The 14,328-nt window shown below is 69.0% G+C and carries 13 protein-coding genes; 8 read left to right on the top strand and 5 right to left on the bottom strand.

Features of this window, described 5'->3' with window-relative positions:
• Positions 1–142: 142 nt before the first annotated feature.
• Complete coding sequence (locus tag OPU67_RS04905; RefSeq protein ID WP_267617990.1) at positions 143–673, top strand: hypothetical protein; 531 nt, start codon at positions 143–145, stop codon at positions 671–673.
• A gap of 127 nt (positions 674–800) precedes the next feature.
• Here OPU67_RS04905 and parC read toward each other — a convergent pair whose 3' ends face one another.
• Positions 801–3,110 carry a DNA topoisomerase IV subunit A gene (parC, locus tag OPU67_RS04900; protein ID WP_267617988.1) on the bottom strand — a complete coding sequence of 770 codons (2,310 nt, stop codon included), beginning with the start codon at positions 3,108–3,110 and terminating at the stop codon, positions 801–803.
• Positions 3,111–3,264: 154 nt separating this feature from the next.
• Here parC and OPU67_RS04895 point away from each other — a divergent pair, with 154 nt between their 5' ends.
• A complete protein-coding gene (locus tag OPU67_RS04895) occupies positions 3,265–3,807 on the top strand; it encodes a type 1 glutamine amidotransferase domain-containing protein (RefSeq protein WP_267617987.1) in 543 nt (180 codons plus the stop codon).
• 7 nt (positions 3,808–3,814) lie between these two features.
• On the opposite strand, the gene OPU67_RS04890 is transcribed toward OPU67_RS04895, so the two are convergent.
• The 3 genes from OPU67_RS04890 to OPU67_RS04880 form a co-directional block, all read right to left on the bottom strand.
• On the bottom strand, positions 3,815–4,150 hold the full coding sequence (locus OPU67_RS04890; RefSeq protein WP_267617986.1) for a 2Fe-2S iron-sulfur cluster-binding protein: 336 nt from the start codon (positions 4,148–4,150) through the stop codon (positions 3,815–3,817).
• Positions 4,147–5,241, bottom strand: a complete 1,095-nt coding sequence (locus OPU67_RS04885) for a cysteine desulfurase family protein (protein ID WP_267617985.1) — start codon at positions 5,239–5,241, stop codon at positions 4,147–4,149. The genes OPU67_RS04890 and OPU67_RS04885 overlap by 4 nt, the downstream gene beginning before the upstream one ends.
• A gap of 103 nt (positions 5,242–5,344) precedes the next feature.
• The gene (locus tag OPU67_RS04880; RefSeq protein ID WP_420708955.1) at positions 5,345–6,274 is read right to left on the bottom strand and encodes a cysteine desulfurase family protein; all 930 of its coding nucleotides are present in this window, start codon (positions 6,272–6,274) and stop codon (positions 5,345–5,347) included.
• Between the two features lie 174 nt (positions 6,275–6,448).
• Between OPU67_RS04880 and OPU67_RS04875 the strand changes: the two genes are divergently transcribed.
• Positions 6,449–7,105, top strand: coding sequence for an alpha/beta hydrolase (locus OPU67_RS04875; RefSeq protein ID WP_267617982.1), 657 nt, complete (start codon positions 6,449–6,451; stop codon positions 7,103–7,105).
• Between the two features lie 299 nt (positions 7,106–7,404).
• A complete protein-coding gene (locus OPU67_RS04870) occupies positions 7,405–8,097 on the top strand; it encodes a TonB family protein (protein ID WP_267617981.1) in 693 nt (230 codons plus the stop codon).
• A 25-nt stretch (positions 8,098–8,122) separates the two neighbouring features.
• Here OPU67_RS04870 and OPU67_RS04865 read toward each other — a convergent pair whose 3' ends face one another.
• Positions 8,123–8,335 carry a hypothetical protein gene (locus tag OPU67_RS04865; RefSeq protein ID WP_267617980.1) on the bottom strand — a complete coding sequence of 71 codons (213 nt, stop codon included), beginning with the start codon at positions 8,333–8,335 and terminating at the stop codon, positions 8,123–8,125.
• 82 nt (positions 8,336–8,417) lie between these two features.
• Here OPU67_RS04865 and OPU67_RS04860 point away from each other — a divergent pair, with 82 nt between their 5' ends.
• The 4 genes from OPU67_RS04860 to OPU67_RS04845 all read left to right on the top strand — a co-directional run bounded on the left by OPU67_RS04860 (position 8,418) and on the right by OPU67_RS04845 (position 14,231).
• Complete coding sequence (locus OPU67_RS04860; RefSeq protein ID WP_324255339.1) at positions 8,418–8,834, top strand: DUF3597 family protein; 417 nt, start codon at positions 8,418–8,420, stop codon at positions 8,832–8,834.
• Positions 8,835–8,894: 60 nt separating this feature from the next.
• Complete coding sequence (locus tag OPU67_RS04855) at positions 8,895–10,745, top strand: DUF885 domain-containing protein (protein ID WP_267617978.1); 1,851 nt, start codon at positions 8,895–8,897, stop codon at positions 10,743–10,745.
• A gap of 196 nt (positions 10,746–10,941) precedes the next feature.
• Positions 10,942–12,567 (top strand): FAD-dependent oxidoreductase, encoded by a 1,626-nt coding sequence (locus tag OPU67_RS04850; protein WP_267617977.1) that lies wholly within the window; start codon positions 10,942–10,944, stop codon positions 12,565–12,567.
• Positions 12,568–12,668: 101 nt separating this feature from the next.
• A complete protein-coding gene (locus tag OPU67_RS04845; RefSeq protein WP_267617976.1) occupies positions 12,669–14,231 on the top strand; it encodes a hypothetical protein in 1,563 nt (520 codons plus the stop codon).
• Positions 14,232–14,328 lie beyond the last annotated feature (97 nt).

Raw genomic sequence — 14,328 nt, 5'->3', positions numbered from 1 at the left:
TTCTCCGATCTGGCGGCAGAACGGACGTGCCACTCGCCGAGCGGTCCAAGCAGACCCGGCGCAAAGGTCTTCCCCCGTCGCCGATCAAGCCTTGTTGCCCTTTGGGCGCAGGCTCGGACGTGAAGGAAAGGAAGAAGCCGCCATGCACAGGTTGATGCACGTGCTGTTCGCCGGCGCGGTCCTCGCCAGCCCTGCCGCTGCCTTCGGGCAGGCGATCGGCACGACCATCTATGGAAGCGACGGCCAGCCGGTCGGGACGGTCGCCGCGAACGACGCGCAGGTGGTGGTGATCGACACCGGCACGCATCAGGCCCCGGTGCCCACCAATCTCGTCTTCGACGGCACGCAGGGCAAGGCCGTCAATGCCACCAGGGAGCAGATCGATGCGATGATGGCCGAACGCCTCGCCGAAGCCGCCCTGCGCCGCGACGCCGCCCTGCGGCAGGGTGCGGCAGTCCTTTCGGCCGGCGGTCGCGATGTCGGCACGCTGGCTTCGGTGGACCTTGAAGAGGATGCCATCATTCTCGACAGTCCGCGCGGCCCATTGCGACTGCGCAAGGAGCACTTCGCCGTCAACACGCAGGGCCAGCTTATCGTCCTCTATAGCCGCGACCAGATCGCCAGCGCGGCGGCGGGAGCGCGTGCGCCGGCGCGCGGGGGCGGCGCGCGCTGATGTTCTGCCCTTGCGCGGCCCCCGTGCCGAGGGCCGCGTCCGGGGCCAGACCCCGGGAGGGGGGCCGAGGGTTGCATTCTCCGCCCTCGCCCCCCCTTTTTCCTGGCCCTTCGGCCGGGACGCTCCGTCAGCCGAACTTGCCGGACTTGGGGAAGCCCTGCGGCGGCATCCGCCCGGCTGCGCCGCGCGCGACCTTCCACATCCGGATTTCGGTCTCGGTGCGGGTGCGCTCGCCCGAGCCGCCCATCTGCCAGCTTAGCCCGTCCGCCAGCACGAAGGTGGTCGCGTCAGACAGCCCGCCGTCGCGATAGCGTTGCAGCTGCACCCCCTGCCCGCGCGACATCACCGGTAGCTCTTCGAGGTTGAAGACCACGAGCTTGCGGTTGTCGCCGAATACCGCGACGTGATCGTCAGCCTCGCCGATCGGGCGGATCACGGTCAGCTTCGCGCCGTCCTTCAAGTTCACCACCTGCCGCCCCTTGCGCGTCTCGGCGAGGAGCTCGTCCAATAGCGCCACGAAGCCCTTGCCGTGGCTCGAGGCGAGCAGCAGCTTGCCACCCGGCTTGTGGATCATCATCGCGCAGACGCTCGCCTCGCTCTCGAGGTCGATCATGGTCCGCACCGGCTCGCCGAAGCCGCGCGCGCCGGGGAGCTTGTCGCAGCCCAGCGTGAAGAAGCGCCCGTCGGAGGCGGCGAGCAGCAGCTTGTCGGTGGTCTGCGCGTGGAGGATGAAGGCGAGGCCGTCGCCCTCCTTGTACTTGAATTCCTGATCGAGCGGCACGTGGCCGCTGGCGGCGCGAATCCAGCCCTTCTGGCTGAGGATCACCGTCACCGGCGCCTTCTCGATCATCGCCTCCATGCTGAACGCGATGGTGGGCGCGGCCTCGGCGATCAGCGTGCGGCGGCGGCCGAGCGGGGTGTCCTCCGCGTAGGCCTTGCGCAGGGTGCGAAGGTCCTTCTTGAGCCGGGTGCGCTGGCGGGCCGGGCTTTCCAGGAGCTTCTCGAGCTCGTCCTGCTCGGCGAGGAGCTCGTCCTGCTCCTTCCTGAGCTGCATTTCCTCCAGCTTGCGAAGCGAGCGCAGGCGCATATTGAGGATCGCCTCGGCCTGGCGGTCGGTGAGGTCGAACTCGGCCATCATCACCGGCTTGGGCTCGTCCTCGGTGCGGATGATCTCGATCACTCGGTCGAGGTTCAGGAAGGCGATGATGTAGCCGCGCACCAGCTCCAGCCGGTCGGCGATCTTCTCGAGCCGGTGCTTCGCGCGGCGCTGGAGGATGTCGATCTGCGCGAAGGTCCAGCTTTCGAGCAGCTCCTTCAGCCCCATCACCATCGGCGTGCGCCCGAAACCGGGGCGTGCGTCGAGGACATTCATGTTGAGGCTGAAGCGCGTCTCCAAGTCGGTGAGCTTGAACAGGCTTTCCTTCAAAAGCTCCGGATCGACATTGCGGCTCTTGGGGACGATGACGATGCGGATCGCCTCGTCGCTCTCGTCGCGCACGTCCTCGAGTATGGGGAGCTTCCGGTCGGCGATGGCCTGAGCGATCTGTTCGATCAGCTTGCCCTTGGGGACCTGGTAGGGGATTTCCGAGATCACGAGCTGCCACTGCCCGCCACCCAGCCGCTCGATGCCGACACCCGCGTCGGCCTCATCCTTGCTTTCGGGGGCGAGGAAGCGGCCGCGCAGGCGGAACGCGCCGCGGCCGGTGCGATAGGCCTCGCTGATCGCCGCCGGGCTGTCGATGACATGGCCGCCGGTCGCGAAGTCAGGGCCGTGGAACAGCCCCATCAGCTCCTCGTGCGTGATCGACGGGTTGTCGACCAGCGCCAGCGTCGCGTCGATGATCTCGGCGACATTGTGGCTGGGGATGCTCGTCGCCATGCCGACCGCGATCCCGCTCGCCCCGTTGGCGAGGAGGTTGGGAAAGAGGCCGGGGAAGATCTCGGGCTCGATCTCCTCGCCGTTGTAGGTGGGGAGGAAATCGACCGTGCCCTCATCGAGGCCCGCCATCAGCTCGAGGGCGGTGCGGGTCAGGCGGGCTTCGGTGTAGCGGTAGGCGGCGGCATTGTCCCCGTCGACATTGCCGAAATTCCCCTGCCCCTCGACCAGCGGATACCTGAGCGCGAAGTCCTGCGCGAGGCGCACCATCGCGTCGTAGACCGAGGCATCGCCATGCGGGTGATACTTGCCGATCACGTCGCCGACGACGCGGGCCGACTTCTTGAACGCGTCGGTCGGATTCAATTTCAGCTGCCGCATCGCCCACAAGAGGCGGCGGTGCACCGGCTTCAGCCCGTCCCGCAGGTCAGGGAGCGAGCGCGCGGTGATCGTCGACAGGGCATAGACCAGATAGCGCTCCGACAACGCCGCATCGAAGGGCGCGTCGACGATGGCGTCAAAGCCGTCATCGGCCGCATCAGCTGTGGGGTCCCCGGACATGGGTACCCCTTACCAAGACCCGGGCCGCCGAGGGAGAGGGCTTTCCACAGGGAAAGCGGCCCGCCGCGCGCAGCCGCCGCTTCGTCCCGTGGGCCGGAACCGGCCAAGCGCACGGCTCATAATCGCCTCACACGTCAAGACCAGGAGAATGTCCATGCAGCGCGTCCTCATCATCGCCACCGACGGTTTCGAGCAGTCCGAACTCGTCAAACCCCGCGACCTTCTCGCCGAAGCAGGGGCGCAGGTGACCATCGCCAGCCTCGAGCCCGGCGAAATCCGCGGCTGGGACCAGAAGGACTGGGGCCAGAGCGTGCCGGTCGATTGCACCATCGGCGAGGTTTCGGTCGAGGATTACGACGCCCTACTCCTCCCCGGCGGGCAGATGAACCCCGATATCCTGCGTACCGAGCACAAGGTGATCGAGATCGTGCGCGCGTTCGACGCGGCGGAAAAGCCGATCGCGGCGATCTGTCACGCGCCCTGGCTGCTCGCCGAGGCCGATATCATCGAGGGGCACACCGTCACCGGCTGGCCCTCGATCCGCACCGATCTCGCCAATGCCGGCGCGGCGGTGGTGGACGAGGAGGTGGTGGTCGACCGCAACCTCATCACCAGCCGCAAGCCCGACGACATCCCCGCCTTCACCGAGGCGCTGATGGCCGCGCTCAACATGGAACCGGCGGAACAATCGGCATAATTCCCGCCTACATCCGCCGCAGGTCGTTGCTTTCGGCGGGCACCGTGACGGTCAGCCCGTCAAGGTCCGCCGCAAGCTCGATCTGGCACGACAGGCGCGAGGTGCGGCGCGCGCCGACGGCGAAGTCGAGCATATCCTCCTCCTCCTCGCTCGCCGGGGAGAGGCGCTCGAACCATTCGGGCGCGACGATCACGTGGCAGGTCGAGCACGCCATCTGCCCCTCGCAGGTGCCCTCCAGAGGAAGCCCCGCCGCCTGCCCGACGCGCAGCAGGCTGTCGCCGCTTTCCCCTGCCGTCTCAACGGGTTTGCCGCGCGGGTCGATGAAGATGACGGTCACACTCACAGGCCCTGGCTCCTCGCTCCTTCATTGATCGCAGCGGCGGCGGCCACGATTTCCGCCTCGGTGGTATAGCGCCCGAAACCGAGCCGGATAGAGGACTTCGCCTGCACGTCCGACAGGCCGATAGCGCGCAGCACGTGGCTGGGCCGGCCCGATCCGCTGGCGCAGGCGCTGCCGGCGGAGAACATCACCTGGCGGCAGTCGCTCATCAGCCGGGCGACGTCGAGGCCCTCCTGGCGGATGTTGAGATTGCCGGGCCAGCGATGGTCCGCGCTGCCGTTCAGCTCCCAGCCCGCAAACGCATCCCTCGCGATGTTCCACAAATGTTTCACGTGAAACATTCCGCTTTCGAAGTCGACACCCCGGCAAGCCGCCCCGAAACCGGCGCAAAGCGCGGGCGACAGGGTGCCTGAGCGCAAGGAAGCCTCCTGTCCGCCGCCGTGAACGAGGGGCTGGAGCGGCCCTGCCTCCGGCCCGATCCACAGCGCCCCGATCCCCTTGGGCCCGTGGATCTTGTGCGCCGAGACGGCCACGAAGTCGGGGCTAAGGGGGGTCAAGGAGAGCTTGCCGAGGGCCTGGACCCCGTCGACCAGCACCCTAGCCCCGGCCTGGCGGGCGATGGCGATGGCCTCGGCGAGCGGGTGGATCACCCCGATCTCGTTGTTGACCGCCATGATCGCGACCAGCCCGGTTTCGGGCGTGAGCGCGGCGGCAAGCGCGTCGAGGTCCGCACGGCCATCGCGAAGCACGGGGAGCACGGTGAAACGCCGCCCCTGCGCCTCGACAGCGCGGGCGCAGTCAAGCACCGCGGCGTGCTCGGTCGCGAAGGTGAGGACGTCGCCCCTCGTCCCCAGCAGCACCATATTGAGGGCTTCCGTGGCGCCGCTCGTGAACACCACCCGCCCGCCTGACGGCATCAGCGCGGCGACATCCTCGCGCGCGGCCTCGACGGCGGCAGCGGCCATGCGCCCCATGCGGTGGGGGGAATGGGGATTGCCGAAAGTGTCGCTCTCCGGCCCGCCCAGCCAGCGCAGCATCGCCTCGCGCGCTTGCGGAGCGAGCGGCGTCGTGGCTTGATAGTCGAGGTAGATCATCGCCAGACCGCTTTCCTCGTCATTGCGAGGAGCGAAGCGTCGCGGCAATCCAGAGCATCACGCGGGGCGCGCTGGATTGCTTCGCTGCGCTCGCAATGACGAACTAGCATAGCGACGCCCAAGCCTCGGCGAACCGCGCCAGTTCCTCCGGCGTCGTCGACCAGCCGAGGCTCACCCGGATGGTGCGGGCTGCAACGTCGTCGGGCACCCCGAAGGCGTCGAGCACCCGGCTCTTCTTCAATGTCCCGGACGAACAGGCGCTCCCCGCCGAAACCGCAAAGCCCATCGCGTCGAGGCGGATCAGGAGGGCCTGTGCGCTCATCGCGGGATGAGCCAGGGGGAGGATGTAATCGACCGACTCGCCAAAATCGAGGCACTGCTCGCCGAGCGCCGCTGCGAAGTCCGTCCGCTGCTCTGACGTCGTGGCCCATGGGCCTGCGTCAAGCGCGGCCGCCATGCCAAGCACGCCCGGAAGATTCTCGGTGCCCTGCCGGTAGCCCCGCTCATGCCCTCCCATCGGCTCCAGCAGTGCGAAATCCCGCACCAGCAGCGCGCCAACTCCGATGGGCCCGCCAAACTTGTGTGCCGACACCACCAGCATATCGGCCCGAGGCAGGGGCAACTTGCCCGCACTCTGCGAGCAATCGCACAGCAGCATCCCCCCCTCCTCGCCCACGTCTTGCGCCCAAAGGTCGATCTCGCGGACGATCACGCCGGTTTCGGAGTTGACGTGCTGCGCGGCGACAATCGCCCCGCGCATCTCTTCCGGCCCCAGATCCTCGAACACGATGGCGTCGGGCGCGGCTCTGATCACGGCATCATGCTCAATCGCAGTGCGATAACGCCGCTCCGCCTTCGCGCGATTGAGCGCAATCCACAGCGCCTCGCTCGCGCCGGAGGTGAAGATCAGCTCGCCCTCCCAGCCGAGCGAGCGCTTGATCCGCGCGCGCGCGTCCTCGAGCGCCGCCTTCGCCTTCCTCCCCTCGGCATGGGGGCTCGAGGGGTTGGCCCACAGGCGGAACCCCTCCGCCATCGCCGCGCGCGCCTCGGGGCGCAGCGGGGAGGTGGCGGCATGGTCGAGATAGACCCGTTCGGGAATGGTGCAGCCCCTCACAAGAATTGCGGAATTGTCATGCGGGCCTATATAGGCGCGCATTCGCGAGCGCCACCCGGCGCCGCCTCACCACTACGCGATCGGGTCCAGCCAATGCCCTCAGTGATCTTCCCCGGCCCCGAAGGCCGCCTCGAAGGCCGTTTCTCCCCCCCGCCGCGCCCGCGCGCGCCGGTGGCGATGATCCTCCACCCGCACCCGGAAGGCGGCGGGACGATGAACGACCGGATCGTGCAGCGGCTCTACAAGACCTTCGCCGACCGGGGTTTTGCGACGCTGCGCTTCAACTTCCGGGGCGTGGGCCGCTCGCAGGGCTCGTTCGACAGCGGTGTGGGCGAATTGTCGGACGCCGCGAGCGCATTGGACTGGGTGCAGTCGATCCACCCGGAGGCGCAGAGCACCTGGATCGCGGGCTACTCCTTCGGCGCGCTGATCGGGATGCAGCTGCTGATGCGCCGCCCGGAAGTGCGCGGCTTCATCTCGGTGGCGCCGCCGGCCAATATGTACGATTTCTCCTTCCTCGCCCCCTGCCCGGCCTCGGGCATCTTCCTGCAAGGGGCAGCCGACACGGTGGTGCAGCCGGGTGCTGTGCAGAAGCTCGTCGACAAGCTGCGCACCCAGAAGCACATCACCATCCACCACGAGGAAATCCCGCGCGCCAACCACTTCTTCGAGAACGAGCTCGACGAGCTGATGCGCGCGGTCGACAATTATCTCGATTTCCGCCTCTCGCCGGACTGCCCGATCAAGTGAGGTGAGGAAGCGCCCCGCCTTCGCGCGAAGGCAGGGCAAGGCTTTCCTGGACGACCCCGGCCCGCCATCGGACGGGCCGCGAGCGCACGCGCGCGAGTCGAAGGGATCGAAACGCGGCGAGGACTGCACGCCGGATGGCGTGCAGCCAACAAATGCGTCCCTTTCGGCAACGCAATAGTGCTTCGCGCCTGACGCAAGCCATAGTACCTTCGCGTCCGAGCGAGGCCGGAGTGCCGCGCCGCCCCGCCAAGGCGCTCCGGCCGCCGCTCCCATGACGATGGCGAGAGGAGCCCCCGACAATGACCTATGCTTCCGCGAACCGAAGACCCAATCCCGCCGCGCTCGCCGGGGCGCTGTCCATCCCCGGCGCGCTGGGTGCGCTGATGGTGGTCGGCCTTGCCGTGACGGTGGTGAACGCCCCGCCCGCGCCGCGGCTCACCGGCGAGACGATCGTCGAGACGCCGCTGCCGCCCCCGCCGCCGCCCGCCGATCCCACGCCCCAGCCCGATCCCCGCACCGCCGCCGCGCCGAGCGCCGTGACGCCGATCGCGCCGCCCCGCCCGAGCCTGCCGCCCGCCGATTTCGTGCTGGTGAACCCGGTCCCCGCGCTCCCCGGCACCGGGCCGCTCGCAGGCACCGGCAGCGCGACCGGCGACGGGCTGATCCCAACGCCGACGCCGAGCGCGGCGCTTTTCGATCCGGTCGGCGTGCGGCCTAGGAACAACCCGGCACGCTGGGTGACGAACGCCGATTACCGCAGCCGCTGGATCATGGAGGGGCTGGAGGGCACCGCGCGCTTCACCCTCGCCATCGACGCGGCCGGGCAGGTGACGGGCTGTGCGATCACCCGCTCGACCGGGCACGCGGCGCTCGATGCGGCGACATGCGACCTCGTCGGCCGGCGCGCCCGCTTCGATGCGGCGCGCGACGCGACCGGCAGGCCGGTCGCCGCGAGCTATACCGGCACGATCACCTGGACGATCCCCGAATAGGCCGGAGGCCGCCGGGGCCTGCGCGCTAGCGGTCTCCGGCGGCCCGCACCTGCTCGATCGGTGCGGTGCCCCCGGGCGTCGGCAGGGTCCAGATCAGCACGTTGGCCACGGCGACCGCCGCCAGCAGCACCATCAGCGCGGGGTTCCTGACCTCGCCGGTGCGGCGCCACAGCACGACAGCGCCTGCGATCAGGGCAATCGCGGCAAGCATCACGATCGACAGCACGATCTCGGTCATGATCCGGCAAATCCTCGCACGGGCTGGAACATCCTCGCCGCCCTGCCGGTATAGCCTGCCCGACAACCGCACAAGGGAGGCGATGATGGGTATCTTCTCGAGCATCAAGAACGCGATCTTCCATTCGGGCCGCGACCAGCCCGAGGAAAAGGCCAAGCCCGCCGGCGACGCCTTCCCCGCCGCGCCGGCGCCTGCCCCCACGCCTTCCGCACCCCAACCCGCCCCGGCCGCCGCGCCCGAGCCGATCAGCGAGGCGGCGATGGCCGATCGCATTTCCCGGATGCCCGGCGCCGACAAGCACAATTGGCGCACCTCGATCGTCGATCTGATGAAGATGGTCGGCGTCGACCCGAGCTTCGAAAACCGCAAGGAACTCGCAGACGAGCTCGGCCTCGAGGGCTACACCGGCACTGCCGAGCAGAATATCGCGCTGCATCACGCGGTGCTCAACATGCTCGCCGCCGAGGGCGGGGCGATGCCCGATATGCTGCGCAACTAGCACGGCCCGCGCCGGGGGCGACGATTGACTTGCGAAAGTCGCCCCGGCACACCCCCTTTCATGCACGACACCAGCACCCGGATCACCCGCCGCGAGACGCTTGCCGGCATCGGCGGCGTCTCCGCCCTCGCCCTGCTCCCCGCCTGCACGGCGACCACCCCGCCGCCGGGCATGGCGAGCGGATCGATCAAAGGCCTCGCCCCCGACGCCGCGCTCGATAGGATCGCCTACCGGATGCTCGCCCACGAGCCGGGCCGCGCGACCGGGCTCGGCGTCGATGTCGGCGAACACGCCGCCTGGCGCGCGACCTTCGGCACGCCGGGCGAGGCGGGGCGCAGCGCCTATGAGGCGACCCTCAAGGATATCGTCGCCGAGGTGCGCGCCTATCCGCGCGACGGCCTCACCGGCGACCAGCAGGTCGGCTTCGAGGTGGTCGAGACCGCCTTCACCCGCGCGCTCGAGGGCATGGCCCTGCCCTATGGCGAAGTCGCGGTCGGCAGCTGGCGCAACTCGCCCTATGCGGTGATCCAGAACGTCGGCGGCTATATCGACATGCCGAACTTCTTCGGCGCGACCCAGCCGCTGAAGACCGCCGCCGACATCGGCCCCTATATGGATCGCCTCGCCGAGGTTCCCGCGATCCTCGATGCCGAGACGGCGCGCATCCGCGACGCGCGCGGGCAAGGCGTGGTGCCGCCAGCCTTCCTGCTCGACAAGGCGATCGCCCAGATCGAGGTCGCGATCAAGATGGCGGGCGAAAGCTACGCCGGACCCCTCGCTGCCGCCAAGATCAGCGGCGCCGACGTCGCCGCCGCGCAGGCCGAGCGGCTGGTCGCCAGCGGCATCGTCCCCGCGCTTCAGCGCCAGCGCGAGGAGCTGAAGGCCGAACGCGCGGTCGCCAAGGACCACGCCGGCGTATGGTCGCAGCCGCGCGGCGAGGAATATTACGACTGGGCGATCCGCGCCTCCACCACCACCCGCCTCACCCCCGACGAGATCCACCGCCAGGGGCTGGCCGAGCTGAAGGACCTTCACGCCCGCATGGACGTGATCCTGAAGGAGATCGGCTACACCAAGGGCAGCGTCGGCGAGCGGATGCGCGGGCTTGCCGCCGATCCGCGCTACCAGTTTGCCGAGGGCGATCCGGGCCGGGCCGAGATCCTCGCCTTCATCGACGACCGCCTGAAGTGGATCAAGGCGCAGATGCCGCGCGCCTTCAACACCCTCGTCGATCCCCCGCTCGAAGTGCGCCGCATCGCCATCGCCGAGGAGCCGGGCGCGCCGGGCGCCTATGGCGGAGCGGGGAGCAAGGACGGGAGCATTCCCGGCCGGTTCTGGATCAATCTCCGCACCACCGACCTCCACCGCAAGTACGACCTTGCCGACCTCACCTTCCACGAGAGCATCCCCGGCCATGTCTGGGAGGGCGAGTTCTCCAACCGCCTGCCGCTGATCCGCTCGATCCTTGCCTTCAACGCCTTCTCCGAAGGCTGGGCGCTCTATGCCGAGCAGCTGGCGGACGAATTGGGCGCCTATGACGAATTCAAGGTGGGGCGCCTGGGCTACCTGCAATCCCTCGCCTTCCGCGCCTGCCGGCTGGTGGTCGACACGGGCCTCCATTCCAAGCGCTGGACCCGCGAGCAGGGGCGGCAGTTCTTCGTCGAGGAGAACGGCTCGAAGGTCGAGGAGGTCGCCAGCGAGGTCGACCGCTATTGCAGCTGGCCGGGGCAGGCCTGCGGCTACAAGATCGGCCACACCGAAATCGTCCGCCAGCGCGCCCGCGCGCAAGCAGAGCTGGGCAGCGCCTACGACCTCAAGGCTTTCAACACGGCCGTCGTGCTGGGCGGCAATGCGCCCTTGAGCGTGATGGCGAACACGGTCTCGCGGTATATCGCGGGGGCGAAGGGGTGACACTTGCCCACCCCTAACCCCTCCCGCAAGCGGGAGGGGGACGGGAAGCGCTGAAACTCCCCTCCCGCTTGCGGGAGGGGCGGGGGGTGGGTCTGCACTGACCTCGCCCGAAAGCAGCAATCCGAACACATCGCCCCGCTTCCCAAACCGCTCTCCTGTCCCCATCTTGCAACCTGCGGCACACAGGAGGGGCAGCATGGAAGCACTCGGACAAGACCTCGAAACCATGCGCCGGGTGCCGCTTGCGCCCGAGCATGTCGATGCGATCTGTGCCATCGGGGGCGAGAAGTTCTATCCCGCCGGCTCCATCGTCATGGATATCGGCGAGCCGATGGACCGCTTCGTCTACGTGCTCGAAGGCGAGATCGAGGTGGTCAATCCCTACACGGACGAGCGGCTGCTCCCCTCGGGCCTCGGCCCGACGCAGTTCATGGGCGAGATCGCCTTCCTCAACCGCGGCACCAATTACCTGAGGATGCGCGCCGCGGTCGATACGCGAGTGATCGAGGCGCCGCGCGCGGGCGTGCTCGAGCTGATGAGCCGCGTGCCGGAGCTGTCCGACCACCTCATCACCGTTTTCGCCGCGCGCCGCCGCAAGCAGTTCGAGCTCGGCAATGCCGCAGTCAAGGTGATCGGCGCGGACCGCGACGCGAAGGTGCAGGCGGTCGAGCGGTTCCTGTCGCGCAACCGCATCCCCTTCAAGAGCTACGATCTCGACGCGACCGACGCCCAGACCCTCGAGGTGTGCTCGGTGGTGGGCAAGGCGCCCGCGGTGCTGCTCGGCGCGGGCCAGCGGCTCGAGGACCCGACGCCGCGCAAGGTCGCGCAATATCTCGGGCTCGACCTCGATATCTGCGCGCAGCGGACCTACGATCTCGTGATCGTCGGCGGCGGCCCGGCGGGGGTGGCGGCGGCGGTCTATGCCGGAAGCGAGGGGATCGAGGCGCTGGTGATCGAGGACACCGCCGTGGGCGGGCAGGCCGGCACCTCCTCCCGGATCGAGAATTACATGGGCTTTCCCACCGGCATCAGCGGCACCGACCTCACCTGGCGCGGCCAGGTGCAGGCGATGAAGTTCGGCACCCGCTTCGTCATGCCGCGCCGGGTCGACGCCCTGTCGCGCCGGGAGGACGGGGCCTATTGCCTGACCCTTGATGACGGCGATGAGCTCTGCGCCCGCGCGGTGCTGGTGGCGACCGGGGTGCAATACCGCCGCCTGCCGCTCGAGAACTTGGAGGAACTGGAAGGCGCCGGGATCTTCTACTCGGCGACCGAGATGGAGGCGCGCTTCTGCGCGCGCACCGAGGCGGTGGTGATCGGCGGGGGCAATTCGGCGGGGCAGGCGGCGATGTACCTGTCGCGCGCGGCGGCGCACGTGCATCTCGTCGTGCGTTCGGGGAGCCTTGCGGCGTCGATGTCGAGCTATCTCATGCAGCGGCTCGAGGCCGATCCGCGCATTACCATCCACTACCATTCCGAGGTCACCGCGCTGCACGGCAAAACCTGGCTCGAGGGGCTGACCCTCCGGACCGGCACAAGCGAGCGGCGGATCGATACCCGCGCGCTGTTCATCATGATCGGCGCCGCGCCGAACACGGGCTGGCTCTCAGGCCTCGCCGAGACCGACGCCAAGGGTTTCGTGCTCACCGGCGCAGCCGCCGGGCAGGCCGACGACTACGCCACCACCGCGCCCGGCATCTTCGCCGTCGGCGACGTGCGCAGCGGTTCAGTGAAGCGCGTCGCGAGTGCGGTCGGCGAAGGCTCGGTGGTGGTCAGCCGGATCTGGCAATATCTCGAGGATACCCGGCACCGGGACAGCTGAGGCGCGCACATCCTGCCGCAAGCCTCTGGCGCGGCGGGACAATCGCGATATCATGGCCCCAGGGACGCTGCCCGATCGGGACGGCGGCAGGAACGCACCGCATGATCTCGACGATACTCCGCCTCTTCCTCGCCGCGCTGGCGCTCGCCGCCCTCGCCCAGCCCGCGCGCGCCGAGTGGCACGAGGCTTCGAGCGACCACTTCGTGATCTACGCCAACGACAAGGACAGCGATCTCCGCCTCTTCGCCGAGAACCTCGAGCGCTACCACAGCGCGATGGCGGTGCTCACCAACCGCCAGGTCGAGGTGCCCAGCCCCTCCAACCGGGTGGTGATCTACGTCGCCGGCGGCGAGGGGCAGATGCTCAGCCTCGCCAAGGGTAACCGCAATGTCGGCGGCTTCTACATCCCGCGCGCCGGGGGCAGCCGCGCCTTCGTCCAGACGCTGCGCAACCAGTCGGGCGGCTATCCCGATTTCTCGACCATCATCCTGCTCCACGAATACGCGCACCACTTCCTGATCGGCTCGTCCTCCTACGCCATGCCGCGCTGGATGAGCGAGGGGGCGGCGGAATTCTTCGCCGCGGCGACCTTCAACGCCGACGGCAGCCTGCTGATCGGGCGCGCCGCGCAGCACCGCGCCGGCGACCTCGCCTTCGCCGATCCGGTCCATGTGCGCGAGCTGATCGACCCCGCGCTCTACGAGAAGCAGAAGGTCAAGGGCTATGACGGCTTCTACCTCAAGAGCTGGCTGCTCTATCACTACCTGACCTTCAACGAGGCGCGCGCCGGGCAGCGCGATGCCTATATCCGCAACCTCGTGGAGGGCATGGACCAGCTCAAGGCGGGTGAGGCGGCGTTCGGCGATCTCGACGTGCTCGAGCGCGAATTGAAGGCCTATGTCCGCACCCGGCTCTATTCCTTCTCGCTCAAGCCCGACAAGCTGCGCACGGGAACCATCGCCGTGCGCAAGCTCACCGCGGGCGAGGCGGCGATCATGCCGGTGCAGATCCGCTCGCAGCGCGGGGTCGAGGACAAGGAGGCAGCCAAGCTCGTCGCCGAGGCGCGCGCGATCGCGGCGAAGTTCCCCGACGACCCGGGCGTGCTCGCCGCGCTCGCCGAGGCCGAATACGACGCCGGCAACGACGCCGAGGCCATCGCCGCCGCCGACGCCGCGATCGCCCGCGATCCCAAGCGCACCAACCCCTACGTCCAGAAGGGCTACGCGCTGTTCCGCATGGCGTCGAATGCCGAGGGGGACAAGCGCGCGGCCGCCTATGCCGCGGCGGTGCAGCCGTTCATCGCGCTCAACAAGCTGGAGAACGATCACCCGCTGCCGCTGATCTACTTCTACCGCGCCCAGGCCCAACGCGGGGTGGAGCCCAACGAGAACGCGCGCGCCGCGCTCGAACGCGCGGCACTGCTCGCGCCCTTCGATCACGGCTTGCAGATCGAGGCCGGGGCGATGCTCGCCTGGGAAGGCAAGATCGAGCTGGCCCGCGTGTTCCTCGCACCGGTCGCCGCCAATCCGCACGGCGGCGGCGCGGCGGCGCGGGCAAAGCAGCTGATCGCGGCCATGAGCGATGCGCCCGAAGGCAAGCGCTTCGACGCGCGCCGCCTGCCCCCGCTGATGGAGGCGCCAGAGGTGGCGGTCTCGGGCGGGTAGCCTACCTTGTCCTTGCGAGGAGCGGCAGGCGACGTTGCAATCCATGACCCGGCCGCCGAGCTTGGTCGGGCGTCCGGCGATGGATTGCTTCCCTTCG

Source organism: Erythrobacter sp. WG (assembly GCF_026586795.1).
Classification (GTDB): Bacteria; Pseudomonadota; Alphaproteobacteria; order Sphingomonadales; family Sphingomonadaceae; genus Erythrobacter.
Note: the sequence above shows the minus strand (reverse complement) of the source record. Positions and strands in the feature narration are given on the sequence as shown.

Excerpts from the sequence above, each read along its gene's own strand:
- OPU67_RS04905 (WP_267617990.1), top strand. The coding sequence starts at position 143 with ATGCACAGGTTGATGCACGTGCTGTTCGCCGGCGCGGTCCTCGCCAGC.
- parC (WP_267617988.1), bottom strand. The coding sequence starts at position 3,110 with ATGTCCGGGGACCCCACAGCTGATGCGGCCGATGACGGCTTTGACGCC.
- OPU67_RS04895 (WP_267617987.1), top strand. The coding sequence starts at position 3,265 with ATGCAGCGCGTCCTCATCATCGCCACCGACGGTTTCGAGCAGTCCGAA.
- OPU67_RS04885 (WP_267617985.1), bottom strand. The coding sequence starts at position 5,241 with ATGATCTACCTCGACTATCAAGCCACGACGCCGCTCGCTCCGCAAGCG.
- OPU67_RS04880 (WP_420708955.1), bottom strand. The coding sequence starts at position 6,274 with ATGGCGGAGGGGTTCCGCCTGTGGGCCAACCCCTCGAGCCCCCATGCC.
- OPU67_RS04875 (WP_267617982.1), top strand. The coding sequence starts at position 6,449 with ATGCCCTCAGTGATCTTCCCCGGCCCCGAAGGCCGCCTCGAAGGCCGT.
- OPU67_RS04870 (WP_267617981.1), top strand. The coding sequence starts at position 7,405 with ATGACCTATGCTTCCGCGAACCGAAGACCCAATCCCGCCGCGCTCGCC.
- OPU67_RS04865 (WP_267617980.1), bottom strand. The coding sequence starts at position 8,335 with ATGACCGAGATCGTGCTGTCGATCGTGATGCTTGCCGCGATTGCCCTG.
- OPU67_RS04860 (WP_324255339.1), top strand. The coding sequence starts at position 8,418 with ATGATGGGTATCTTCTCGAGCATCAAGAACGCGATCTTCCATTCGGGC.
- OPU67_RS04855 (WP_267617978.1), top strand. The coding sequence starts at position 8,895 with ATGCACGACACCAGCACCCGGATCACCCGCCGCGAGACGCTTGCCGGC.
- OPU67_RS04850 (WP_267617977.1), top strand. The coding sequence starts at position 10,942 with ATGGAAGCACTCGGACAAGACCTCGAAACCATGCGCCGGGTGCCGCTT.
- OPU67_RS04845 (WP_267617976.1), top strand. The coding sequence starts at position 12,669 with ATGATCTCGACGATACTCCGCCTCTTCCTCGCCGCGCTGGCGCTCGCC.